This is a genomic window from Ktedonospora formicarum (assembly GCF_016587355.1).
Lineage (GTDB): Bacteria > Chloroflexota > Ktedonobacteria > Ktedonobacterales > Ktedonobacteraceae > Ktedonobacter > Ktedonobacter formicarum.
The window spans coordinates 276,650-300,899 of sequence record NZ_BNJF01000006.1 but is presented as its reverse complement, the minus strand read 5'-3'; the positions used below and the strand labels follow the sequence as shown (position 1 = coordinate 300,899).

Genomic DNA, 24,250 nt, shown 5'->3' with positions numbered 1-24,250 from the left:
GCAAGAAGAAGAGGTCTCTATGCTTTCTCATGAGAAAGATATCTGCCGTGACTATGCGGAGGCGGTGTTTGCCAGGTTCAGGCAACCACTTGATGTATTTCCATTTGAACCTGATTGGCAGGACCAACCCTCCCATTTTAAGCTCTATCAACACGTCACACGTTTCCCCTTGCCCATCGAAAAGCGTACAGATACACATACTGTCGCACGCATTGTCCCTGGGATAACACAGCAAAGAGGGGAGGGAAAAACACTTTCATTCAATGAATTATCTACGCTTTTTCTCTTTGCGCATGGTTTGCTGAATCGGCGTATCTCTCTTACATGGAATATGGCCACAACAACATTTCCAGATGCCCTCTATGGCCGAGGGACCGCTTCTGGTGGTGGATTGTATCCTGCAGAAATATACTGGTCTCACGGGCCTGGGGCTTCGGTCCTACCCGGCATCTATCACTACGACCCGGCTCATCACGCTCTGGAACGTTTGCGACTTGGTGATAGCACTGACCGTATTCGAGCTGCCGTTTTCCACCACCCGGCAGCGTTAAACACGAATCAATTTCTTCTGATCACAGTGAACTTCTGGAAAAATGTTTTCAAGTACCGCAATTTTGGCTATCACGTCGTAAATCAGGACATAGGCGCACTGATCGCGTCTTTACACATGATTGGCTTGAGCATGCAGGCAGGTCTTCAGACGCTTCTCTGGTTTCAAGATGAAGAGCTAAACCACCTGCTTGGTTTGGAGACATATGTTGAGAGTGTTTTCGCGGTTGTCCCAATAGCACTCCATTCACAGGTTTCTCCATCCTCAACAGCAAAGAGAGCATCGAAGGACGCATATCAGAAGGAATGCGTATCAGAAGGTCACATGCCACTGATCACACCCCAAAGTTGGCAGCGTTCAAAAGTAGTGAAGCGCTTTCCCTATATGGAAACTGTTCATCGTGCAACGCTTTTGACACATGAGCCACGACCACGTCCGTCCGAAACACTCACGTACGAGACAGTGATGGGAGAAGAGCACAGTGAGTTTGTGCCCTTGCCCTCACCTGCTCTGGAGAGCCTGGATCGTAGTATTGGCGAGGTTATGCAGCAGCGTCGCTCTAGTTTTGGGCATTTTTCAAACCAGAGACCACTTTCTCGTTCTGAGCTCGCAACGCTCTTGTTTTTTGCAGCCATTGCACGTGGATATGCAACAGACCTCAAAAGTACTGACGGCACGCCTTATTTTACGCAGCTTATGGTGTTCATCAATCATGTAGAGGGGATAGAACCTGGTATCTATCATTATGATTGGCGACGCCATGGCCTGCTGATGGTGCGTAAAGGGGACTACACAGCCTTCCTTCAACAAAATTATTCTCTCCACAATTACAATATGAAGGAAATTGCAGTTGTCATCGCTATTATAGGAGACCTCTATCAGATGCTAGAGGTGTATGGTAATCGAGGTTATCGATTGCTGAATGTAGAGGCTGGTCTCGTCGCCCAAAGTACCTATGTGGCTGCCACGACATTACAACTGGGCTGTGGTGCAGTGCTCGGTTTTGATCATCTTGCAATGAATGAGGTGTTGCACCTCACACAAGGTGCACATTCGCTGCTTTTTCTCCTGGCTGGCCCTGAACGTTTCCATACAGCTCGTTTTGACGCCCGCTTCCTCTACTAGAGTGGTATTGAAACCATTGGTACGTCTTGAGCCAGGACAGAACATGGCTCATCCCGAATTTTGAGGGAGAAAGAGGCAAAGAGGGACCTCCTGAGAGAGACTGCGTTTGTGGTTAAACGCAGTCTCTCTCAGGAGGTCCCTTTGTTAAGACAGTATGACACCAAAGCTGCCGCCTCTCAAGAGATTGCCATCGCTTCAGAGGCGGTTGCGATCCGATTGAAGACCTTGCTTGACCCCTTATGGCGCTGGGCAAGAACACAAAATCTGGCAACACATTCGAGGCAAGCGAGCTCAGGAGCATCGCTTGATCTGGGATACCCGCTCTCTAGCATTACCCCCTTACAGACTCAATATTGCGCCAATGAGGCATCTATGATATGTATGACCATTGTGTCTTGTCGTGGCACGTTCTGGCAAGGGGCATGATCCCTGGCATCTGGTGACTAATGGGCTTGCGATAACTCTGGAGCAGGAGTGGCAGTTGGTGTTCGCATATGCACTTCGTTGGCAAATTGAACAGACTTTTCGGCACAATAAAATGCGAATTGGGTATGGAAAGCTCTCGTGTGTGGAAGGGGGATAATCGACGCAAATTGCTCTTAATGGTCACTTTAGCCTCCTCCATATTTGTCTAAGTTCTCAATAACAGTTGAGGAGAGCAGCGAATTTGCCATTGGGGCTGTTTTAATGGGCTAGCCTCCAAAGACGTTTTCAACAACGAAGGAGTCTTTTATACTTGCCCTAGTGGGATAAGAGTTGTTGAGCATGATGCATTTTCTTGCAAGCAGTGCTGCTGATACATCTTTGCTCTCCCCACAAAAATTAGTTAGTAAGGAGAACAATTGCCATGAATGAAGACAAGAAGTTACCATTTGCGCAGCCGTTAGAAGATGCCAAAAAGAGCTTCCTGGAAGATGATCTCAATGACCTGGAATTTGAGATCGAAGAACTGGAGACACGCCTGGCATTTACGGTGCCCACGGATGGTGGTGGTTGTGAGGGATGCTGTGATATGTGCACGAGCCAACACTAGGTAAATCTGTGAGCCACTTGCTCTATTGATGCTTTCGAGTCTTTGTAGAAGAGGTGCTTTTAGAGATGGATCTTCATCTCGGGGGCACCTCTGCTACATTGGTATATATATAGGAGCCTACAGTATGCCATACCTGACTCAGCAGAAATCCATTATCATAGAGACGAGCCTCAGTTCGCTTCCATTCAATACAACCCTCTCTCGCATTGAGCAATATTTGAGAGAGCACATTGCAACAAACCGGCAGCAACTGTTACAGCCCCAAGGGAACTTTGCCCTGATAGATCTTGCCATACTCGATCTCTCGAAAAGTGGCGACCAGCGAGCATCTACCAGCAGATGGCACAACTATGATATGGTTTTTCCCATTCGACTCGATCATGCACGCCTTCTTTTTGGCCCTCTCTATCGGCCTTCTCTCGGCGGTCCCTGTCCCCTGTGTTTAGAACAACGCTGGAGCTTGAATCAAGCCTCCCTGATGTTGGAGCAAGGCGACGCACTGAGTAGCCTGACCACTGCCCAGCGTATGCTTGCCACTGGACGCAGTCCCTGCCTGACTCCATTTACCCTGGAACTCATCTGGCAAATCACGGCATCTGTGTTCTCGAAACCCATTGCTGAGCACAGAGACACGCAACTGTATGCCCTTGAACTGGGCTCATCGACCCTTGCGAAATATCCACTTATTCCAGACTCGCTGTGTCCTGTTTGCGCAGAGGATCCCGCGAGCATCCCGCAAGGCCAGTTGCTTCATCTCTCATCACGTCCCAAACAGAGCGTTACAAATTATCATCCTATGAAAGCATCAAGCTATCATTTGCCTGAAGCTGCGTATATTAATCCCATCTGCGGGGTCCTTGGTACCAAGTATCATCTTGCTGAGGATCACACGATTGACGCTCCTATACTCGGTCGCTTTGCTGTCCAGCACACACATTCACCCTCTTACAAGACTCATTGGGGAAGTCATGGGAGAAAATATAGCTTACAGACTGGCATCCTGGAAGGATTAGAGCGCTATTCCTGGACCCGAACGAGAAGCGAACAAACAACTCTATTTGAGAGTTACAATAATCTCAATGCTCCTGCTTTACATCCTGCAGAGACGGGTCTCTATCAGCCAGCATTTTATCAAGCCAACACCAACCATTTTACGGCATTTGATAGCAACGTCCCCATCCATTGGGTCTGGGGCTATTCCTTCCGCAAGGCGCAACCTCTACTCGTGCCTGAGCAACTCGTCACTCCCACCAGACGCAATGAACCCAAATTTGTAGGCACAAACTCAAGCGGTTGTGCCATTGGAGGGTCAGTCGAGGAAGCACTCTTGTTCGGTTTATTCGAGCTGATGGAGCGAGATGGACTCCTCTTGAGCTGGTATACCAAAACGTCCCCTCGCCGCGTGAATCTTTGGCAATGCAACGATCGCCAGATTCTGCATTTTCTGGATCGCTTTGAAAAAAGCGGCTACGATGTTCATCTCCTTGACACCAGGTTTGATCGAACCATTCCTTCCGTCACCGCGATTGCATCCTTACGCACGTTCTCTTCCGAGCATTCGAAAATAGCCGTGAGTATCGGAGGTGGCGCAAGCCTCAATCCCGCAAAGGCGGTTCTTGCTGCACTGGCGGAGGCTGGTTACTGGATTGACAATGTGCATGTGGATGATCATCTTGAGAAGATGCAAGCACTGGCTCTTGATTATCGGAAAGTGATATCAGTTATGGATCACGGACTGGTCCATGGTCTTCCTGAGTCAGCTCCAAAGACGCACTTTCTTTCTCAGAATCCTCAGATTCGTTCTTTTGAGGAGTATGCGACTGAGCTCCTTGAGCACTGTCCACAAACGCTTGATCTTCGAGATGATCTGCTTTACTGCATTCACAGCATGCTTTCCATGGGTCTGGATGTCATCGCGGTCAACATACCCGGCTCCGAACACGAACGAGCCGGTTTGAAAGTGTGTAAAGTCATTGTGCCGGGTCTGCTTCCAATCGACTTTGGAGGGATGAATGTTCGTGTTCTTGATCTCCCTCGCTTGAGGACGGCTCCGCGTGTCGCGGGCTATGTGGAGAGGGACTTTGATCCAGCACACTACAATCGTGATCCCCATCCATTCAGTTGATGCAAGAAGAAGAGGTCTCTATGCTTTCTCATGAGAAAGATATCTGCCGTGACTATGCGGAGGCTGTTTTTGCCAGGTTCAGGCAACCACTTGATGCATTTCCAGCTGAATCGGCGAATCTCTCTTACATGGAATATGTCCAAAACAACATTGCCAGATGCCCTCTATGGCCGAGGGACCGCTTCTGGTAATGGAATTGTATCCTGCAGAAATGTACTGGTCTCACGGGCCTGGGGCGCGCGATCCTACCCGGTATTTATCACTATGACCCGGCTCATCACGCCTTGGAACGTTTGCTGCTTGGTGATAGCACTGACCGTATTCGAGCTGCTGTTCTGCAATACCGTGTCAGGGCTGCGGTGATCCATCTTCCTGGATAAATCGATCAAGCCAGAGCTGAACTTCGTTTGCGCGATAATAGCCGATATCAGTAAAGCATTGCAGGCTGTTACACGCATATTCACGGGCTTGCTGGGGCTTTGAAAGGAGCGCATATGCGCGAGCCAGTCCAAAGTAGATTTTCGCTGTTTCTTTTCGCGATCCATCAGGTGCTTCTTTCAGCGCTTGCGAAAAAATGCTGAGAGCAGCCTGCGGCTCCTGCCGTTTTAAATACAGCTCCCCCATTGCTTGGCGAAGATTGCAAACAAACCATGGATTTCCTATTTGCTGAGCTAACAACAGCCCTTCTTGTATATACGCTTCGCCCTCGGGAAGCGTATTTTGTTGTAGCGCCAATTCGCCAAGGCCGAGCAGCACATTGCACATTTGCTCACGGTGTTGTATACGCCGTGCCAGTTCCAGCCCTTCCTGTAAATAGGCCTGTGCCTGTGCATATTTTCTCAGTTCTGCTGACAAGGTACCAAGATTGACTAAGATAACACATATACTCCTGCGGTCACCGAGATTACGAGCGTATGCAAGCGCCTTTTGCCAGGCTTCATCTGCCTCCTCAAAATGGCTCTGGTCTGCTTCAACTGCTCCAATATTGATCAAAAATGTAATTGTTCTTGCATCACTTGTCTGTTGAGCAAAAGTAAGTCCCTCATGAAGATATGCCTGTGCAGCAGCATATTCACCTCTTTGATAAGTAACAGCTCCGAGACTATAGAGAGTACGACTGATCTCTTGTGGAGTCCCTGTCTGATAGGCGAGTTCTAGATTGCGTTTTAAATACTGTTCTGAGGAGGCATAATGGCCTTGCTTATAACACAATTCACCTAATTGATACAGTAAGGTAGAGGTTAAGAATGTATGCTGTAGTCCCTCAGCCAGGCATAAGCCCTCCTGCCATACCTGTTCGGCTACCTTGTACTGACCTAAGGAGATAGCATTCTTCCCTTGTTGTTCGAGTAGTTGCGTGATCCAAAGGGTCTGCTGAGTCTGGCGGATCTGGAATGCTACGTCATTGAGAAGGTTTTGTGCTAGCTCATACAGCCCCTGAAAAAATAAAGACTGAGTAAGGGAAAAGATTCCTTGCACAATGGCATCACTTAACTCTTGTGTGAATGCTATCTGTAATGCTCTGAGCATGGTCGACATTTCTTGCTCAATCCACGCATGATCATTCTGATGGGCTTGAATTGCTTGACAGAAATAGGTCGCGATACGTTTTTTTGCTTCCGGTTCCTTAAGATACAGGTTTGCATAGTCAGAGACAATTTGATGCAATTGATAGCGTTCGCCTTCAACCACTTCTAGCAGGCCGCTTGCTACAAGATGATCGAGCGTCTCAAGAGTGCTATTTGTAACAAATAGTGCTGTTTCTTCTGCAAAGGTATCTGGTTTGGCTGGAAGCAGAGAAAGAGCTGCAAGGGCACGACGTGAGGAGGCATCGAGGAGAGTCTCACTTAAATGAATGACGGAATATATGCTCAGCGGTTTATCTATAGGAAGACGCGGGTCTTGTATCAGGGCTGTTTGTGGATGCTCTAATGAGAATCGGCTCTCTGCCTGCTGTAATTGGGTCAATATCATCTGGACTCGACTACGACGCTGATGATAGGTTTGAGTCAGCAAATAGGACCCAATGAGTGAAAGTGCGAGTGGTAAGCCCCCAACTGCCTGGACTAACTGAGCGATAAAAGGAGTTTCTTGTTCTATCAGCGTTGGCATGTAGGAATGAAGGAGTTCCTCCCCTTCTTCTTGACTGAGTTCAGGGATGTGCCAGACATGCGTTTCTGCAAAACGGACTGCTACCTCTGGCAGACGCGTAGTCAGGAGATAACTGCAATAGGGACCACCAATCATATATGAGGCGGCATCTTCTAGATTCCATACGTCATCTATCACAATAAGCATACGTCGCTGCCCAATCAACTGGCGTAATGCTTGAAGCCATTCGGTATGGGTTCGCAAGGATGCTCTTTCTTTTTCGTGCAGTTTGAGAAGAAGTCCCAGGCGACTCAAATGGGTAAACACCTGAGGCTTTTGTCCAAGCCCGATCCATAAGATACCATCGGCGAAATGCTGTTGTATCTCTTCATCACAGGCAATGGACACACTGAGAGCAGTTTTGCCCGCACCCGGTAAACCGTGAAGAGCGAGAAATGGGCAATGCTCTTGTATGAGTCGCTTTTTTATCTGATGAGAGAGGTCATCTCTCCCTATTAATTTACGCATAGCGGATATATGCAGTGGAATGGAAGGATCGAAGAGAGAGAGCTGAGGATCGTAGGGATGAGCAAGTGATGGCAGTTCTGGTAGTCCTAAATCTTGACAACTTTTCCCGAAGAGCTCACATAATCGTCCTCGATAAACAGGTCCAGGAATTGTTACGCCATTTTCCCAGCGACTGACCATAAACGTTTGGGGAGCCTCTATCATATCTGCAAGCTGTTTTTGGGATAATCCTCTTTCCAAACGGGCCTGTTTGAGTAATGTATTAGGGAAGTACGATTGTGCTTTTCTATCAGGCATAATTAGCGCACCTCGCAGGTGAAAGATGGCTGGTACATCAGACCGTTCTCCGAAATTGACCCAAATATGGACAGGCCATACTCAGCATTCGGTTCCTGCTTCAGCGCAGAGAGCGAGCCTTTCGCTCGTCTTACACCTGCTCCACAGGCGTCACTTCCCGCAGAACTTGCGGTACGCTATGTTCATTGTGCCAACGCCGCGAGATTGATGGCGGCATTGGCATCTCGGTCCTGGACGTTTCCACACTCCAGACAGACAAAGACCCGATCCGAAAGCGTGAGCGCCTCATTGACCCACCCACAACAGGAACAGGTTTTTGAGGAGGGTTCCCAACGGGAAGCCAGCAGCACCTGCACTCCTGCCTGTTCGGCTTTGTAGAGGATCTGCCGCTTGAACTCGTACATGCCCACATCCGCAATCGCTCGGGCCAACCGGCGATTCTTGAGCATGCCTGCAATGTGTAAATCCTCGAGCACAATCACACGCGGTCGCTCTTGATCGGGCGCGGGTTCTCGCCACGATCTGAGCGGTCGCTTGGTGTAAGGCATTGGTACGCACATTGGCGATCCGGGCATGCATCCGCGAGAGGCGCTGCGCGGGCTTTCTAGCGATTGCGTGATCCTTTCGCCTTGCGGCTATGACGTCGCGAAGCTCGCTTCAACGCCGTGATCTTCTTGCGCAGCGCCCTGGGGTTCTCGAACGTACGTCCATCAGACAAGGTTGCCAGCTTCTTAATCCCCAGGTCAACTCCAATCACGTCGCCTGTGGCTGCCCGGTGGTCTTTCGCTTCCTCCTGTGTGCACAGATGGAAACAAACCATCTGTCTGCTTGCTCATGGATGGTGGCACTGCTAATCTTGCTGCCCAGAGGGAAATAGCCGTGCTCTTTGAGTCGGAGCCTTCCCAAACGAGGCAACTGAATGGCATCAGAAAACACCCGAATGCTCCCGGTGAAGCGAGCGCCACCGATGGCTTTCTTCCGGCTTTTGCGCGCGGGGATAGCCACACGAGCCTTTCCAGGTGCCTTCTTTCTTGAGCCGGCACTTGCGAAAGAAGTGCTTGAAGGCGGCATCCAGGTCACGTAATCCTTCTTGAAAAGCACATTTCGACACCGCATACATCCAGGGCTCAGAGGGTTTGAGGGCATTGATGTCGCGATGCAGATCGATGGCGCTGGGCGTTTTCTGCCCAGCTTTGTAGGTCTCTTGTTTGCGGCGAAGGCCATAATTGAAAGCCCAGCGAGCAGCCCCGGCATGTTTGCGACAGAGTGTCTTTTGCGCGTTATTGAGATCAAGTTCTCCTCGGTAGCCACGTACCATCTTCTGCTCTTCTTCCTCTGCGATGAATGTAGAACAAATATACCACAAAGTCGCTGCTGTTTCAAGGGAAGGTCTGTCCATGTTTGCCCTTTTTTGTCCCTATTCTTGAAAAGAAATTATGCCCCCAATGCAGTTGTTTCTTCCGCATTTTTCTGTTGAAAGCTCTTTCACACATTATTTTCATAGCCTAAAGAAAACGATCACGAATAAGGAATGAACACTAGGCAGCATATCAAGCCCTGTGCAAAAGGACAAAGTCCGGCTGAGCTTGCGATGCGGGTGGCACTATAAAGCTTATGAATTCTTGACTATGTGTAAGCAATCTGCCACGTACATTGCCTAGGAAGCAGCTTGACGTGCAACTGCTGCGTGGTCAGTGCCGCGATCCCTGCTGATGATCTCCACCTTCGGATGAATAGCGAACCATGTAGCCGCTGATTGGGTGGTTCGGTCTGATAGCACATCAACAACACGATGGTTGTCGAGATCTACGAGAAGCGTTCCATATTTTCGGCCTCGCCGAAACGCGAAATCATCGATCCCACGTGTGAGACTACTTGTGGCACAGGAGTTGGGCATGCCATAATGCGCCGAAGCAGGGTCGTAGGAGGGACAGATATCCAGACATGTGAGGCCAGCCGTGAGCCTACCTCACGGCTGGCGGCAAATCCGATTGCTTCAAGCGAATGGCACAAACGATTGGTGATCCGAGCCCATAGCTCAATGAAGTCTGGAAGACGTTCGGTAAAGATCAGCCGCGGGCACTGGGGTGTATCACAAAAGAACTTGCGCACCAAGAGTGAAAGCACCACTCGGCGACCTTCCCAGTAGAGGGCGCCAACGGTACGACGATATCGGCTATGTACACGCACTGCTTCCTGCTGGCAGAGAGAGCAACGCCCAGATGGAGAACAAACAATGGCAGAGATGACCAGGTAGTCCTCGTTCGGCGAAATGCTCTCATCGTCTAAGCTCAAGAGTAAAGAAAGAAATGCAGATAGTATCGTCTGATTATTTGGGAAATCCAGGAGAAAGAGCATAGTATGTTTGAGATTTTCTCTAGTATATCACATGCTTAAGGTTCTCTTTAGTATATCACTTGGCACAAACAAGCATGGGCTTCACCAAAAGTGATATTGCTGGCGAACCTTGGAGCAAACGATCATACTAAAAGATCTCCTATATCAAGAGGAAAAAGCCCACCAGAAGAAATTTGAGAGAAAACAAAACCTGCGTGGTATCCTGCACGAGCAGGTCAACGGATTGCCCCTCAATGTGTTCGCAGATCTGCTGCCAGTGAGGCTGCATGAGGGCCTCAAAGGTGGCATTGTCTTCATTGAGCAAGCGATACAAGGCCATCACATCCTTCAACGTCTGCATTGGGCCAGCAAGGAGGCCGAGGCATTCTCTGCCATGCGACGAGCCGCCTTGACGGCTCGTCCCATTCACCGAATATCCTTGAGCCTGGCTTGCCCAAACGTCTTTTGGGCCCAGCGTTCTGGGTCCAGGAGGTCTTGCGTGTTCATCTTCCTATTCTAGCAGTTTGTTAAATCCGTAAAAGAGACATATCTCAGGCCAGGGGTCTTACGACGCGGTCCGATAACCCCGTTGGGGCTACTCCAAGGGCCTAGCCTCCATAGACGTTTACAGCAACTAAGGGATCTTTTATACTTGCCCTGATGGGATAAGAGGTATCAAGCAAGATCCATTTTCTTGCAAACAATGCTGCAGATAGGTCTTTGACTTCTCCCATCAGGATTAGCTAGTAAGGAGGAAAATTGGTATGAATGAAGACAAGAAGTTACCATTTACGCAACCATTAGAGGATGCAAAAAAGAACTTCCTGGAAGAGGAACTCAATGATCTGGAATTTGAGGTTGAAGAGTTGGAGACTCGTTTAGCATTTTCGGTACCAACCGATGGTGGTTTCCCATGTTTTGGCTGTTGGGGCCAATGCGGTACGTGATCTTGCCTCGATCAGACATAAGGCATATAGAACTTTCAAAAAAATGACCACTACTGCAGGTTATGGAGCTTCTTCTTGACATGCTCCACCCTTGCCACCAGCAAGTCGGAGCGCGGACGATGCCGCCCTTGACGGTATCAGTTGACTGGCTCTCGCGCGTGCCGAGTCTAGCCTATCCGTCAAGGGGCGGGTCTGGCAGCATCGTTTGCCCGCATTCCAGCTTGCATAAGCACGCTAGGGACCGTTATCCGAAACTGACCCAAAGATGGACAAGCCATATCTGGTGTTCGGTTCCTGCTTCAACGAACAACCTGCCTGGTTTCCCAGGTCTTACAGGATCTCCACAGGCGTACATTCCGACGTAACTCGCCGTACTAGCAATAAGTTTAGCAGATGAGTCAAGGGCATGAAATGTCTACAAATGGCAAGAAATGTTCATAGTTCAAGAAGCTATGATCACCCCTTCGACCGAGCCTCAAGCTCCCAGAATGCTTGATGAACCTCTGGCTCTCTTTCCCTTTTGTCTTCGGAGAAATTCTACGACTCAACCTGTACAATGTGGTTCTCTCTGGGTCTTCTTTTGAGAGGATGATAGCGACCTGAGAGGTGCCGGTGATGAACATCGAAGCCTCCTTCCTGACAGAAAATGGATGCAGACACTCCTCCAGTGTATCGCATGATCGAATATCTTGAACAGTAAGACCTGGACGGGCATTGTCTCGTTTGGGCAAGCCTCAGCGAAGTAGGAAACCCAACAAGTGATTGTTGGAATCCCCTGCCCTTCCAGGCATGGGGAGCATGTCAACATAACATGCGTCATCTCTCTGAAGTACTCTCCTGGTTCTCTCCTTCCCCAGAGTATACCTTATGGGGTGCGGCAAGAATTTTTGCAACGTGTTGGTTACTCCTCGCCCACTGGGGGCTCAAACTTTTCCAGAAGCTTCTGCATATCCCAAAACAACAAAAGGCGGTACTTCCCCGTTTTTTTCAACGTCTCAAACACCCGATATCCAAGCGCTCTCTGCCGCGCCAGCTCCTCTTCGGGTTCTTTGAACCGTCTCGCCTCTATGTTGATGACATAGGGATACTTTTCGTAGGGCGAGTCATCCTCCTCATCAATTTCGCGCTCATAGACCCATATCCTGGCCTGCTCATCAGTAAATCTGTACGTGATATCATGATATATTGGATCGCTGTCGCGCTGAAACGAGAGGTGCAACAATTGCTCCAGATCCCCGATAAATTTTTCAAGCGGTTGGCCAGTCTTGACAAGGATATTGATCAACTCGGACATATGCTCATCCTCCTGGCATCAAGGAAAGCCTGTTTCGGTTTTATCAAAGCCATTTCCAATAATGCGAATAGAATCAACCCTTCCCCTGGTTATTGTTGGATGTCTCAAACGATTAAAAGCTCTTTGTGCTTCGTCCAGCGTCAATCCAGAACCCCTCGCATCGACAATGATATTTCTCGCCTGGCCTCCCCCTTTAATGGAGGCGGTTATAGCATCTTTGACCGAATTACTGGTTGCTCCAGGCTCTAAAGATTTGAATTCTGTTGGAACTCCGTCCACTAATGCGTCAGGGGTCCGAACGTTGCTTTCGTTGCTTTCGGGGACAGCGACGACTTTATGTCCTTCAGCGCTTAATAAGTAGGCCAGACGTTTCTCCCGTGCACTGAAGCTCTTCTGTGTTTCATCAATGCGCGATTGCAAATCAGTCAGACGAGCATTTATCTCTGATGATGACAATGTTGTCGGGATACCAGCCAGCACAATTTGAATGATCGTGTTTCTATCGTATCCTAATCCGACAAGATTTTCTATGTCTGACTGGTTCGCTCCATAGACGCCATTGGCAGTCAGCCAGTTCATAATATTTTGTACCTGAGGCTGTTGAGCTGGAGTAGTAGGCGTCGGTGTAGTGGGTTCTGGTGTAGTGGGCGTCGGTGTAGTGGGTTCTGGTGTAGTAGGCGTCGGTGTAGTGGGTTCTGGTGTAGTAGGCGTCGGTGTAGTGGGTTCTGGTGTAGTGGGCGTCGGTGTAGTAGGTTCTGGTGTAGTAGGCGTTGGTGTAGTGGGTTCCGGTGTAGTAGGCTCCGGTGTAGTAGGCGTCGGTGTAGTGGGTTCCGGTGTAGTGGGCGTCGGTGTAGTAGGCGTCGGTGTTCCGATGCCCGAACAGCTCGGCGCATTGTCGAGCCAGTAGTTGCCACCGAAGATGGTCCCTTTGAGACCGCCGAACGCGGGGTGCGAGTTCGTCAGCACCTGGCAGTAAGCGGCGATCGCATCCTTTAGTGTCGAGAACGGCCCAAGCTTCACCTCATACTGGACCGGGATATCTTTGCCGCCCTGTTTACTGCACAAACCACCATCGGTGAAGTTGCACGTGAATCGCCGCCTCCGCACCTCATCCATGGTACCCACAAATATCGAGCCTGGGCTAGAACTGACATTCGTGAGCGCGAAGACGTAGTAGCCGGATGGCGACGTTGGTGGCACCGTAGGACTGGGGGTTGGACTCGGCGGCACCGTAGGACTGGGGGTTGGACTCAGCTGTTCTCCATGGAGATGAAGGCATGCGGTACATGGTCCTTTGAGGGATTTCCCGTCGGCAGTGGGAACAGTGACAGTAACGTCATAGTCGCCCGCTGTGGCATCCTGCGTATTGAGATCGGCGGTCATCTGTGAGCCTTTTGAGCTTTCAACGTAGGTGACGGAATTCGCAGGAATGCAGGAAGACCCGTCGGACGTGCAGAACTGAAGAGTGGCGGTTGGAGTAAAGCCAGTCCCACTCACGACGACATGGAAGCTGGAATACCCGCCCGGGACATCTCCGGGATTGACTCCGCTGACTTTCACCTCACACCGATCATCGACGCCGACGCCACTCAGCCCGTTCACATAGTTTTTGAGCTGGGTAAACTTGCTGATGATCTGGTGTCTCGATTCTGACCCCTCTTTTAAGTAGGTCTTGAGCTTATGAGCCTCTATGTTAGAGGAAGTCGGGACGTGGAATATGCTCTCCTTGGCATCTTTGTCCAGAGGAGGGGGTGGAATGGATGTGTAGGGCGCATCTGAAACGCCTGTTACCCTAAGGACGTCGCCTTTCAACATCACGTAACGCGTTGGATCGGAATCAAGATTGCCTCCCCGGAAGCTCCATTTCGAGCCAAAAGGTGGCGCTATATAGAGCATTCCGACCGGTGGCCAGTCTTGTTGGCACCCTCTGCGATATTGGTCGCGAAATTCGCCTTTCCACCACAGTCGGAGCTGATTCATTGCATTGTGGATGAAGAATCCGCCCTGGCTATGCGATATGAGCACAACCCGTCTCCCGTCCTGGATGTTTTGCTTCACCTTGGGTAGCAAATTCTCGAAAACGGGCATGCTGCTATAATCCAGGTGGGTATCGAAGAGCTTTTGGAATACTGGTTGGAGAAAGCCAACTGGAACTATTCCGGCACCGAACTTGATTCTCCCAACAAATTTACCGCAGAGCTTGTTGAGGGTATCAACGCCCAGGAAAGACGAGCCCACCAGGTATTGAATGCATGGGTCCTCGTTCTCCAGATGCTGCCAGATCGAAAAGTTGTAGATGGGGCACAGGGTGGCAGCAGCATCTGGATCCTCCTCTTTTACAGCATTTTGGAGTTCAGCGGCTGCCTCTGAAAATTCTAGATATGTGTTGTTCACGCCGTTGACGAAGTAGAGCTGCGGACTGTTCTGACTGGCGGCTAGCTGCGTAGGGCACTGGTTTCCGACCGCTGAGGTACTCAAAGTGCGGGCCTGCTGTTTCCGAGCGAGATTCAATGTATGGCCGTCTAACGCTGCGCTGGTGCGCATGAGGGCGTCCTGTCCCGAGCGTGTTGCTACCGCTTTCTCCTCTGCCGCCGCCACTTCCCGGCGAATCGATGGGAAATCGATGCCAGCCTCGTGGGCTGCAAGCATGGCCGCCCCGAGGTTGTCAAAGGCTCGCTGTGCATCATCACCTTGAAGGAGAGAACCCGCCGTGGTCAACCTGGTCCTAAGGGTATTCATGGCTGTCCTGGCTCTTTCATCCTGGCCAGGATGCGGGGAGGGATTGGGGAGGGATTGCAGGCAATGGAGGCGATGACAAGGTAGGCAGCCAGAATAAGCACTCTAAGGATCGCCACACTACGTGTGAGCCGTGGCGGTGAGCCTGCTGTGCGTCGCTTGAGTTCGAGCGGCTTTTCTGTCTTCATCATGGACCTCCTACGATCCGTCTGCTCAGACAGGCTTACTCAGATCATCAACGCGCCAGTACAAAGCCGTTTTTCCCGCGATAACAGACCCTACCGTTTCTTCGAGGCAAAGCATCTTCGAAGAATGCCTCAAGATCCTAGTATGGGCGCGGGAGCTTCATGGCTAACTCAAATACGTTCATTCATTTCTTCCTTACATGAGAAGTGCCACTGAATTGCCTCATCCTCTCCTCTACCAAAAGAGAAAAAATTAGCTAATCAATTGAGGCATCACCCCAATTCTTCTGAGAATGTAGCATATTTGCTGTTATTATGCAACTCCACAATACTTTTTTGATTCTACTGGTAAACCCAAAGGAGGAGAGGATTGCGCTCATCATCTTCATTGATGAGCAGAGAACAATGTGCCACCACCCGACCCAGCCTCACGCACGGCCGTGGTATATGCGTGGCTTGCCTGGGCGTTTTGCGCGAACTGCGTGAGTGTGGCAGGTGAGGCTTGCACAAAAGCATGAGGAGCCCTCCAGCCGTGAGCGCGAGGAGGAAGGCATGACGGAGCACAGAAAGGTGAGCAGATCTCCTTGATGACCGGTCGAGTGTTACCATCAAAACCTCCGCCTCTGGATACCCCTGCCCTTCAAGGCCTGTCACTTACACACAACTATGAACGTTTGCAGAAGATCCTCAGCATGATGCGAGGGAAGGGTATTGGGAAAACACCCCTTGATGCACACTGATGTGCTTTTCGCTTGGCGAGACAAGCGATGTTTTCACCGAACGCGTGTCACCTCTGGCGTGGGGAAAAACGAGGCACCTGCAACGCATCGCTTCCGAGCTCTTTCTCAAGGTCGCATTTTTGTGTGTAAGTGTCAGTCCTTCAAACGTAGGGTATCTGACCGATTCTAATCACCTGGACACTTTGGCGCGTTGTCGAGCCAGTAAAGCTGCCCATTGACAGTGCCCTTCGTACCACCATAAGCTGGATGGGTTTCTGTGCGCATCCTACAGTATGCAGCCACAGCCTGGTCGTATGTGTCGTAGCCTTCGCTCTTGTCTAGCGTGCCGAGGACACCCACGTTGGGTTGGCCCGCGCAAGGAGGGGGTCCTCCATCCACAAAATTACAACTAGGCTTCTGCGCACCTTCCTTCCCACAGATATAGATGGAGCCACCAGACTCAATGTTGAGCACGTAGATGAAGTAAGGCCCAGCCGATTGACATCCTGGAACATCTACACGAGCGTAGTGGGACTTGTTTTTCTGCTCACCCAGCTGAACAGAATGGCCGCCAGAGAGTGAACCTAACCAACTTGATAAACCCCATGCAAGTAGACCAAGAACTACAGTTGCAGCAAGAGCACCAGTAAGTGTTGCTCCCACTAAACTTACGCCTTCACTCAAACCAAGTCTTTTCAAAATCCATCTGCCAATTGCAGAGAGAGCTCTTCTCACTATGCCTTGCTCTGCTGCAGCTTCCATAGCCGCGGCTTCCATAGCTTCAGTAGCAGCTTCAGTACCATGTGTAATTACTTGAGTTGCTTGCGGAGATTCAACGCCATACTGCTCCATTGCTTCTGTAACTTTTTTTAATCCATTCGCCAACCTTTCCGCAGACCAAGAAATCCCCCTTCTATTAAGAAACTTAGAAGCCTGACCTATGGTTTCTTGGTTTTGTAGCATTCTTTCGGCTATCTCGTAAGCTTGTCGCGCTTCCTCGCTTAAAGTATTCCAAAAAGGGAAATTTTGAGCCATAGCGCTCCTCCTGTTGTAAATGAGGTAGCTCAATGGCTCATGCACGGATGTGATACTAGTGGCGAAGGTAAAAAAGTGCTCTTCAGCTTGTCATGGTGGATGCCGTGTGTGAAAATTGACCTCATCACCAATACCTCAAGTGGTCATGAGCCATGTAATTACCAAATTTACCCCTTCCTTTCACGAAGCAAGTAGATGGTTTTGTTTTTAGAATGTAGCGGATGGGATCAAGGAGATGCCACTTCCATTCGGCTAGCCGAATGGGACCCTCTATCAGGCGCCAATACCCAGCTGGGGATCAGTTGGTGGCGATCTCCAAGTGATTATCTAACTATCAACTGATCCTTGATAAAGAAAAACTATCTGCTTCTCCACTTCGCCTGCCATTAGATCGACCATGGGAGCAAATAGCCTCTCTTTCCAATCACGCTATAATCTCTTATGGCTTGCTAGCCGTGACTGCAAGGTCAAGTTCGACATTGACATTTTCAAATCCAGCTCTCTTTAAGGCTTCCGCCACGAGTTTCACATCCTCATTCGGGAAAAAATTCATGTCGAAGGTTCCCCCTGATCGCAAGATTTTGTAAGCCCCCTGGGCAATCTCATCCAATCCAAGTTTGCTAATAAGCAACCTATTCCCTACAACCTTATCAACGGTTCCAGCCTCAAATAGAGTGCCGATCATTTCGCCTCTTTCCTTAACAAAATTAGGAATCCCAATACGTGGTGCGTCTATATTTGGATTTACATTGATAGCAGTTGGAGGCTCATGTGGAGCTCCTGTACCGCCAATATTAACGATAACTTCTTCGCCATTTGCCGCAAGTCGCCTGAGCAATGATCTTGCGATAACGATTTGATCTCCTTGAGCCCTTCGGTTGGTAGCGGTAGCTCTTTTTCTGGCAGAGACGATGACGGCTCCTCTGGTGTGGCTGGCGCTGGTGGCTCTACTGTTGTTCCTTTCCCAAGCCCTAATGCACTGGCCGCTCTTCGCACCAGCGACGACACTAGCGTGAAAACCCCAAATACACCTAAAGCTGTATTGGCTGCCTGTTTTCCAGCTTCCTGATAATCACCCTCGTTGAATGCCTCCTGTGCCCCAATAATACCTTCTCCGACTTGGCTAACAGGATTAATCGCGTTAAATGCGCTTCTTACCTTGTCCCCTACTCCAGGCCCAGGTGCATGACTATAGGTATAACCAATCACAGAAGCGAATAGCGCGCCTGCGCCAACCGCAGCCGCGACGGGTGATATTACTGATACCAGCGCTGTTGCTCCTGCCACCAGACCGAAAGGCAGCAACCCTTCGCCAACACCCCATAGAAATCGTCCAGCTTTTGACCACCATCCCTCATTCGTCTTAGGTGGTTGCTTATTCGGAGTCCATCCAGCAATTGCGCCCAGGCTGAGCAGCACACTAATAAGAATTCCAAGACCAATTGCCGCCTTTACAGCAGCAGCGATCGTGTGATAACAATCCTGAAGACTACCACAGTTATCGATGTACACTGCTGGAGAGGTCAGCTGCCACAGTATGACACCTCCATAGAGCCCAGTCGCTAACTGAATGTATAGTCGTCGCATGGCTTTTCCCCTTCTCCTAGCTGGTTGGCTTTCTTCCTGGTTGCACCAGTTGCTTTGTCTGCGGGAGAAGAAGAGCCATGATAGTGATCGAGATTCCTATCGTGAGCAGGTAAGGCTCAAAGCTCGCGCTCGGCGTAGCAACGAACAGCTACGCCTGGGTCCAAAATACATTGATCGCACCCCAGGCAAGCACATAGATGATCAATAAGGCAGCGAGCAGGCGCATCAGAACAGGAACACGAGCTACCAACCGGGTCCAGCTTGTCCAAAAGCTAAAGCGAGGTAAGATCGTGCCTCGCATGATGAGCAGGAACCACAAGAACAGGAAGAAGATTAGACCTTCTCTCGGATCTGTGAGAACACCTCCCAGAACTAACGTCGTGATACCTGCTGAGACAAGAGCACGAAGGAAGGGAGGGAGCCGCCTCAGCACACCTGGATGTGCATCCGCCTCTTTGAAACCTCTGCTCAATCGCTCCTCACGCTCTATAAAAGATGACTTTGCAGATGCTCGGTATGCCAGGACATTGCGTAACACGAACGAAAAGACCGCGAACCATATGATCCATTTACTCATTTCTGGGGTTTGCAGATAGTACATGGCCGCTGTGGTGGTATTGAGGCGATACCAACCCCAACCCCAGAAGGTGCGAATCAAGAGCGGAGCTGCCTGTATCCAGGCATACACGAGGCCTCCCTGGATACAGGCCCCGACAGCCACAACCAGCAGGGAAGGTGAGTGGTTCAGTCGGCTCAGCCAGGCCATCAGTGCTTTGGCACACAATGTAGGAATCACCACGAGGAGAGCGAAAATCACATAGCTCAGCAGGTGGGGCACGTAGATGTTCAGCACAGCTGTCTGCGGCGTGGCGTACCACTCTGCTAATGCTGGATTATGAGCGTCAAAAGCTGTATGCAGTGTATCTCCAAGGGCGTAGCCAAGGACGGTAGTCAGACCTACATTCATGCTGAAGGCACTGGCTGCCGCCGTTAAGAGCAGGAGCGCAAAGAGTTGAGTAAAAGGCACGAGCATTTCGCCACCCGCATATGGATTGGGCAGGATGCCCTCATGGGTTATGCCTTCGAGAGCGCCAAAGAAGAAGAGTAAGAGTGGCAGGAGTGTTGCAGCCAATGGAATGGTTAACAGATAGCTACCATCACGCCAGATCTCAGAGAGAAGAACCGAAGAGCGGCGAAACCAGATAGGAAGACGAATCCACCAGAGTTCTACGAACGGATTTTTGCTCGGTCGTGATCCAGTTCCTATAACTAGGGGGTGGCTGAGTACAACTGGAGAGACAGAAGGGTCAGATAGATGAAGTGGTGGAAGCGCCTGGTGAGACAATATATGTCCACAGTGGGAACAGAACTTCCCCAGAGGACGATTTGCATATCCGCAACTGTCACAGACAATAGGCAGTCCCTGTTGCTCTGATATATCGGGAGGGCTGAAAGCTCTCCGTGCTAAAGCAGCGGAGGTTCCAGGGGTTCGGCCCACGCTTCCAGTTCTTCTCCTTTGGCGAGAAGAACAGGCTCTAGTGGTGGTTCCCCTGGACTTTCGGGCAGACGCACTCTGGCTCGAGTCAGACCCAAGCTTCGGGGCAGGACCTGCCCCTCTCTCGCGCGTTGGATGAGACACTCGTGCGCTGCCCGCAGGCGCGCCTCCGCACCTTCCCAATACGAGCGCGTATCGGGCACACGAGGGGATGGGATCTGCTGGATCAAGGTAGGCAGCCAGAAACGCTGAGTAGAGATCGCGTTGAATGGGACCCACACCGCATTCGCACTGATGCCAGCGCTGAGAGAGCGGTTTCTTGACCTTCTTGCCACAGCCGTGACACCACTGGCTCAGCGCGGTGGTGCGTGTAGGGACTTCTATCAGGGTGCCGCCCGTGCTTGCAACCCCCAGAGGGGCACGGCGGTGCGTTTCAACAGTGCTACAAACATCCCTGGAGCTCGCAGTCCCACACTTGTGCCGAATTGCCTCTGCCATGCCTTGTAGGAGATCTTTTCAATGATGATGGCGTTACCCAGCGCAAGCACCTCATGCACTTTGCGTCCATGCAGGCTCTTTCGATGCGCCGCCAGCTTGCGCTCTTTGGTGGCCTTGCGTCGTCGGGTGGCCTGATAGTGCTTGCTCTGTTTCCACCGCAGTTTCTTGGTCCCTTGCTTCTTGAGACGTCCCTTCTCGTCGTAGTGCTCTGGATTCGCTGCTCGCCTTTGCCGATCCATCCGCCGCTGCAGACGACGAATGGCTTTGGCATCTGGAGTCAGTTCGGCGCAAAACACTTCCAGGCTGGCTTCCCCCTCTTGGGGCACGAGTGCCAGGCTCGAGGGACCAAGATCAGCGCCAACGACTCCTTGCCCAACGGTGTGTTTGGGCTTGTGGTGGGGCGTGCCCTCCAGGATGAGTTGCACACAGTAGCGGTTCCCTTCTGCATCGGCACCGTCCGCTCGCTTGCTGCTGGCAGGGCGCTGGAGGAGGCGAACGTATTTGATGCGATGTCTCAGGCCATGACACACTACTTCATCCTGCCAATCAATACGGGCTGGGAGGCGGTCACCGTTCCAGAGCAGATGCCCATCATTGCCTTCCTCGGGGGCTTGCAACACAAAGCGCAGACCAGTGTCATTGCGCTTGTTCTCAATGCTGCAGAAGCCTCGCCCTCGGCTCTTGAAACGCACGCGTTTGGCCTTGCCCAGGCAGACACGATTGAGAGCACGATAGGCGCGGGTGGCCAGCGTTTGGGCCAGCACCGCCTCGATGTGTTCGGCAATCCATCCCACGCGCAAGCTTTTGATTGCTTCATGCAATGCCGCCTCGGTGAACCCGTGCTGCTTGCGCAAGGCAGAGAACGCTGCTGCTCGTTGGGTCTTCTGCGTGCGAGGAAGAGCGCGAGCTGCTTGCCAGGCAGCGTCAGTACGCATGCGGCGCAGGCGTTTCTGCCCCTGGGAGAGGATGGCGTTGTAGAGGTGACGAGCGGCTTCCAGGTGAGCGCGGAGTCGAGTGGCTTGTCCTGGATCAACGACGAGGGGTAATTCGAGCAGAAAGGTCGGCGTTGCCGGTCGCTTCTCCTTAGGAGGTGGCTTCTGCTGTCTCTGGCGTGGTCCAGGCATGTCGGCTCCTTCTCTCCATTCCCACTGATACGTCGTGCTGATCTCCCTATTCTACCAGAACGAGGAGAAGAACACAAGTTCTATTGCAAAACACGCACGACGCTATTCCATTCGCGCACGAGAGCGGATGTGGCGATTCATCCCTGCCATCAATGAGCAGGGCTTTCTCGCCACCTTCTCTGTAAAATAATGACCCTCAAAAAACGCTGGCTCCTCCTGGCTATCTTGTCACTCGGCAGTGGAATTGCTCTACTGGTCCACGTCTTGACCCCTATCTCTCTTGGGCTGGCGCTGGTGGTAACAAGCATCCTCAATGTCTGCATGGGCTTGTTTACCTGGCGCAGTCTGGGTACCGAGGCTCGATCCGAATTGGTCAGGCGCGTCAAAGCAGGAGTGTTGGCGGGTCTGCTGGCGACGCTCCTATATGACCTTTCACGGTGGTGCATCGTGACCATCTTTCATGACACCTTCTGGCCGTTCGATATTTTTCCGCTCTTCGGGGTTGCGATAGCCGGCCACGCCCTGGCTCCAGACGTTGCGACTACCATTGGCCTGCTCTATCACTATCTCAACGGACTCTTTTTCGCGGTTGCGTACGCCATTCTGTTCGCTCCACGTCGATGGTGGAATGGTATCCTCTGGGCATTAGGGCTCGAGGCGTTTATGTTAGGGATCTATCCAGGGTGGTTGCATATCAAGGCGTTGAACGAGTTTGTGAGTATCTCGATGGTAGGGCACCTGACCTATGGAACCGTTCTGGGGATAGTCAGTCGGTGGAGTTGGGCCAGGCAGATGCCTGCAAGGCCCGCCAACACACGTGGGTGAAGGTTTCTACTCCACTCAAAAAACGCTTGCACTCAACCAGCATACTATCCCAGGGAACCAACCACAGAACACGCGACATGAAGGGTATAGAGGTGGAAGATTGATCCACCTGCTATTGGTGTGCTTCGTGACCAGATGTATTATTGCTGTGAATGCAGTGGCGTGGTCGCTCGATGGGAAATACCTGGCCTCTGCACTAGCAGAGGCTATGGTGCAGATCGGTGTGGCAGAGTAGGGCGAAAGAAGAGGAGATTGTGATGCCTGATGAGAAGAAAGTTAGCCCACCAACCATTGGTTGCTCGGTCGCATGGCTCATCATGTTTGTACTCATGGGAGGTATTGGGATATATATTGAAAACAGCCATACCCATCTAAACCAGGTGATGGAATTCCTGGTAGGGGACTTATGCTCCTTGGCATACTTGGTACCATTGCCGCCGTATCGATGACCTTTGATGCTATGAAGGCAAAACCAAGAAAAGCTCTGCCAAAAGAACCAGCAACTCCACCAAAGAAAGAGCCAAAGGTAAAACCCACAAAAACTCCATCGGAAGAATTCGCCCTTCCCTCTGCGCACACTACTGGCTTGCTTTCTCCTTACTCTTTACTTGATAAGCACTATCAGATCATGAGCTCTTTGGGGCAGGGAGGAATGGGAGCCGTCTATAAGGCTGCCGATATCAAACTAGGCAACCGGCCAGTGGCGGTCAAGGAAATGAGCTTGCATGGGCTGGACGCTCAGAAGGTCACGGAGGCCATTGACGCCTTCAAACGGGAAGCGCTACTGCTGGCTCGCCTGCATCATCCCCACTTACCGCATATCTACGATCATTTCGAGGAGGGTGGGCGTTGGTATCTGGTGATGGATTTCATCGAAGGGGAAACGCTGCAGGAGTATCTCGAGACAAGGGGGGGGACGACTGTCTGTGAGGGAGGCGCTGGACATCGGCATCCAGTTGTCTAGTGTGCTGTGCTACCTGCACCAGCAGCAGCCTCCTATCATCTTCCGTGACCTCAAGCCCGACAATGTTATGCGCATCCCTGCTGGCGATCTTTACCTGATTGACTTTGGCATTGCCCGCCACTTTAAGCCAGGACAATCCAAGGACACCGTCGCTTATGGAACCATAGGCTATGCCGCACCAGAACAATTTGGCAAAGCACAGACCACCCCTCGCTCTGACATCTATAGCTTGGGGGCAACCCTGCATCAGCTGTTGTCAGGGGACGATCCCGCGGAGAATCCTTTCCAATTCGCACCGCTTACGGGTGCTGGCATATCTGCTGAGCTGAGCACACTGATTCGGAGCATGGTGAAGACGATTGAGAATGAGAGGCCGGCCAATATGGCGGATGTAAAACAGGCCTTGCAACGGATCGCTGCTCACCCGGCTAAAGCCTGACACTTACACACACATATGAGCGTTTACAGAAGATCCTCAGCATGATGTGAGGAAAAGGTGATGAAAAAACGCCCCTTGATGCACATTGATGTGCTTTCAGCGTAGCAAGACACGCGACGTTTTTGCTGAACGCGTGTCACCTCTCGCGTAGGGAACAACGAGGTCCCTGCAGCGCATCGCTTCCGTGTTCTTTCTCACGATCGCATAGTTGTGAAGAAGTGACAGGCATTCATGCCGGGGAGGTCTCATACCAAGTTGCGTCCTAACTCAGATTCATCATGACGGTATCAGCCGAGGGCAAGATCAAAGAGGTCAT

At 51.1% G+C, this 24,250-nt stretch carries 22 protein-coding genes and 1 pseudogene; 8 read left to right on the top strand and 15 right to left on the bottom strand.

Translation table 11 applies throughout. The features are described from left to right. The first annotated feature begins 19 nt into the window (after positions 1-19). From K3T82_RS39405 to K3T82_RS39390, 4 genes are all read left to right on the top strand, one after another. Complete coding sequence (locus tag K3T82_RS39405; RefSeq protein ID WP_220198973.1) at positions 20-1,675, top strand: SagB/ThcOx family dehydrogenase; 1,656 nt, start codon at positions 20-22, stop codon at positions 1,673-1,675. Between the two features lie 141 nt (positions 1,676-1,816). Next, the gene (locus tag K3T82_RS39400; protein WP_220198972.1) at positions 1,817-2,101 is read left to right on the top strand and encodes a hypothetical protein; all 285 of its coding nucleotides are present in this window, start codon (positions 1,817-1,819) and stop codon (positions 2,099-2,101) included. A 421-nt stretch (positions 2,102-2,522) separates the two neighbouring features. After that, complete coding sequence (locus tag K3T82_RS39395; RefSeq protein WP_220198971.1) at positions 2,523-2,708, top strand: hypothetical protein; 186 nt, start codon at positions 2,523-2,525, stop codon at positions 2,706-2,708. 124 nt (positions 2,709-2,832) lie between these two features. Then, positions 2,833-4,833 (top strand): TOMM precursor leader peptide-binding protein, encoded by a 2,001-nt coding sequence (locus K3T82_RS39390; RefSeq protein WP_220198970.1) that lies wholly within the window; start codon positions 2,833-2,835, stop codon positions 4,831-4,833. A gap of 348 nt (positions 4,834-5,181) precedes the next feature. Here the strand turns inward: K3T82_RS39390 and K3T82_RS39385 are convergent, their stop codons facing one another. The 7 genes from K3T82_RS39385 to K3T82_RS39355 form a co-directional block, all read right to left on the bottom strand. Continuing rightward, complete coding sequence (locus tag K3T82_RS39385; RefSeq protein ID WP_220198969.1) at positions 5,182-7,749, bottom strand: tetratricopeptide repeat protein; 2,568 nt, start codon at positions 7,747-7,749, stop codon at positions 5,182-5,184. A gap of 182 nt (positions 7,750-7,931) precedes the next feature. Further along, positions 7,932-8,297 carry an RNA-guided endonuclease InsQ/TnpB family protein gene (locus K3T82_RS39380; RefSeq protein WP_220198968.1) on the bottom strand — a complete coding sequence of 122 codons (366 nt, stop codon included), beginning with the start codon at positions 8,295-8,297 and terminating at the stop codon, positions 7,932-7,934. Between the two features lie 56 nt (positions 8,298-8,353). Next, positions 8,354-8,569: a transposase gene (locus K3T82_RS39375; protein WP_220198967.1), complete on the bottom strand. Its 216-nt coding sequence runs from the start codon at positions 8,567-8,569 to the stop codon at positions 8,354-8,356. A 105-nt stretch (positions 8,570-8,674) separates the two neighbouring features. Beyond that, a complete protein-coding gene (locus tag K3T82_RS39370; RefSeq protein WP_220198966.1) occupies positions 8,675-9,148 on the bottom strand; it encodes a helix-turn-helix domain-containing protein in 474 nt (157 codons plus the stop codon). Positions 9,149-9,406: 258 nt separating this feature from the next. Beyond that, the gene (locus K3T82_RS50510; RefSeq protein WP_220198965.1) at positions 9,407-9,646 is read right to left on the bottom strand and encodes a transposase; all 240 of its coding nucleotides are present in this window, start codon (positions 9,644-9,646) and stop codon (positions 9,407-9,409) included. Further along, positions 9,556-10,107, bottom strand: coding sequence for a transposase family protein (locus tag K3T82_RS39360; RefSeq protein ID WP_220198964.1), 552 nt, complete (start codon positions 10,105-10,107; stop codon positions 9,556-9,558). The genes K3T82_RS50510 and K3T82_RS39360 overlap by 91 nt, the downstream gene beginning before the upstream one ends. 139 nt (positions 10,108-10,246) lie before the next feature. Next, a complete protein-coding gene (locus tag K3T82_RS39355; RefSeq protein WP_220198963.1) occupies positions 10,247-10,516 on the bottom strand; it encodes a hypothetical protein in 270 nt (89 codons plus the stop codon). Between the two features lie 334 nt (positions 10,517-10,850). On the opposite strand from K3T82_RS39355, the gene K3T82_RS39350 reads away from it, so the two are divergent. Then, complete coding sequence (locus K3T82_RS39350) at positions 10,851-11,033, top strand: hypothetical protein (protein ID WP_220198962.1); 183 nt, start codon at positions 10,851-10,853, stop codon at positions 11,031-11,033. A 901-nt stretch (positions 11,034-11,934) separates the two neighbouring features. On the opposite strand, the gene K3T82_RS39345 is transcribed toward K3T82_RS39350, so the two are convergent. The 8 genes and pseudogenes from K3T82_RS39345 to K3T82_RS39310 form a co-directional block, all read right to left on the bottom strand. Next, entirely contained in the window at positions 11,935-12,327 is a 393-nt protein-coding gene (locus tag K3T82_RS39345) for a hypothetical protein (protein WP_220198961.1), read from the bottom strand. A gap of 18 nt (positions 12,328-12,345) precedes the next feature. Next, entirely contained in the window at positions 12,346-15,066 is a 2,721-nt protein-coding gene (locus K3T82_RS39340) for a CdiA C-terminal domain-containing protein (RefSeq protein ID WP_220198960.1), read from the bottom strand. Further along, positions 15,063-15,254, bottom strand: coding sequence for a hypothetical protein (locus K3T82_RS39335; protein ID WP_220198959.1), 192 nt, complete (start codon positions 15,252-15,254; stop codon positions 15,063-15,065). Before K3T82_RS39335 ends, K3T82_RS39340 begins: the two co-directional genes overlap by 4 nt. An 899-nt stretch (positions 15,255-16,153) precedes the next feature. Continuing rightward, on the bottom strand, positions 16,154-17,002 hold the full coding sequence (locus tag K3T82_RS39330) for a hypothetical protein (protein WP_220198958.1): 849 nt from the start codon (positions 17,000-17,002) through the stop codon (positions 16,154-16,156). 439 nt (positions 17,003-17,441) lie between these two features. After that, the gene (locus K3T82_RS39325; RefSeq protein WP_220198957.1) at positions 17,442-17,687 is read right to left on the bottom strand and encodes a hypothetical protein; all 246 of its coding nucleotides are present in this window, start codon (positions 17,685-17,687) and stop codon (positions 17,442-17,444) included. Positions 17,688-17,746: 59 nt separating this feature from the next. Next, complete coding sequence (locus K3T82_RS39320; RefSeq protein WP_220198956.1) at positions 17,747-18,589, bottom strand: hypothetical protein; 843 nt, start codon at positions 18,587-18,589, stop codon at positions 17,747-17,749. A gap of 148 nt (positions 18,590-18,737) precedes the next feature. Next, positions 18,738-19,934: a hypothetical protein gene (locus K3T82_RS39315; RefSeq protein ID WP_220198955.1), complete on the bottom strand. Its 1,197-nt coding sequence runs from the start codon at positions 19,932-19,934 to the stop codon at positions 18,738-18,740. A gap of 119 nt (positions 19,935-20,053) precedes the next feature. Further along, positions 20,054-21,706 (bottom strand): annotated as a pseudogene (locus K3T82_RS39310) (nuclease/transposase family protein). Positions 21,707-21,895: 189 nt separating this feature from the next. Here K3T82_RS39310 and K3T82_RS39305 point away from each other — a divergent pair. The 3 genes from K3T82_RS39305 to K3T82_RS49425 all read left to right on the top strand — a co-directional run bounded on the left by K3T82_RS39305 (position 21,896) and on the right by K3T82_RS49425 (position 23,934). Further along, positions 21,896-22,531 (top strand): DUF6789 family protein, encoded by a 636-nt coding sequence (locus K3T82_RS39305; protein WP_220198954.1) that lies wholly within the window; start codon positions 21,896-21,898, stop codon positions 22,529-22,531. A 406-nt stretch (positions 22,532-22,937) separates the two neighbouring features. Beyond that, entirely contained in the window at positions 22,938-23,495 is a 558-nt protein-coding gene (locus K3T82_RS49430) for a protein kinase domain-containing protein (RefSeq protein WP_220198953.1), read from the top strand. Then, positions 23,458-23,934 carry a serine/threonine protein kinase gene (locus K3T82_RS49425; RefSeq protein WP_220198952.1) on the top strand — a complete coding sequence of 159 codons (477 nt, stop codon included), beginning with the start codon at positions 23,458-23,460 and terminating at the stop codon, positions 23,932-23,934. Before K3T82_RS49430 ends, K3T82_RS49425 begins: the two co-directional genes overlap by 38 nt. The last annotated feature ends 316 nt before the right edge of the window (positions 23,935-24,250 follow it).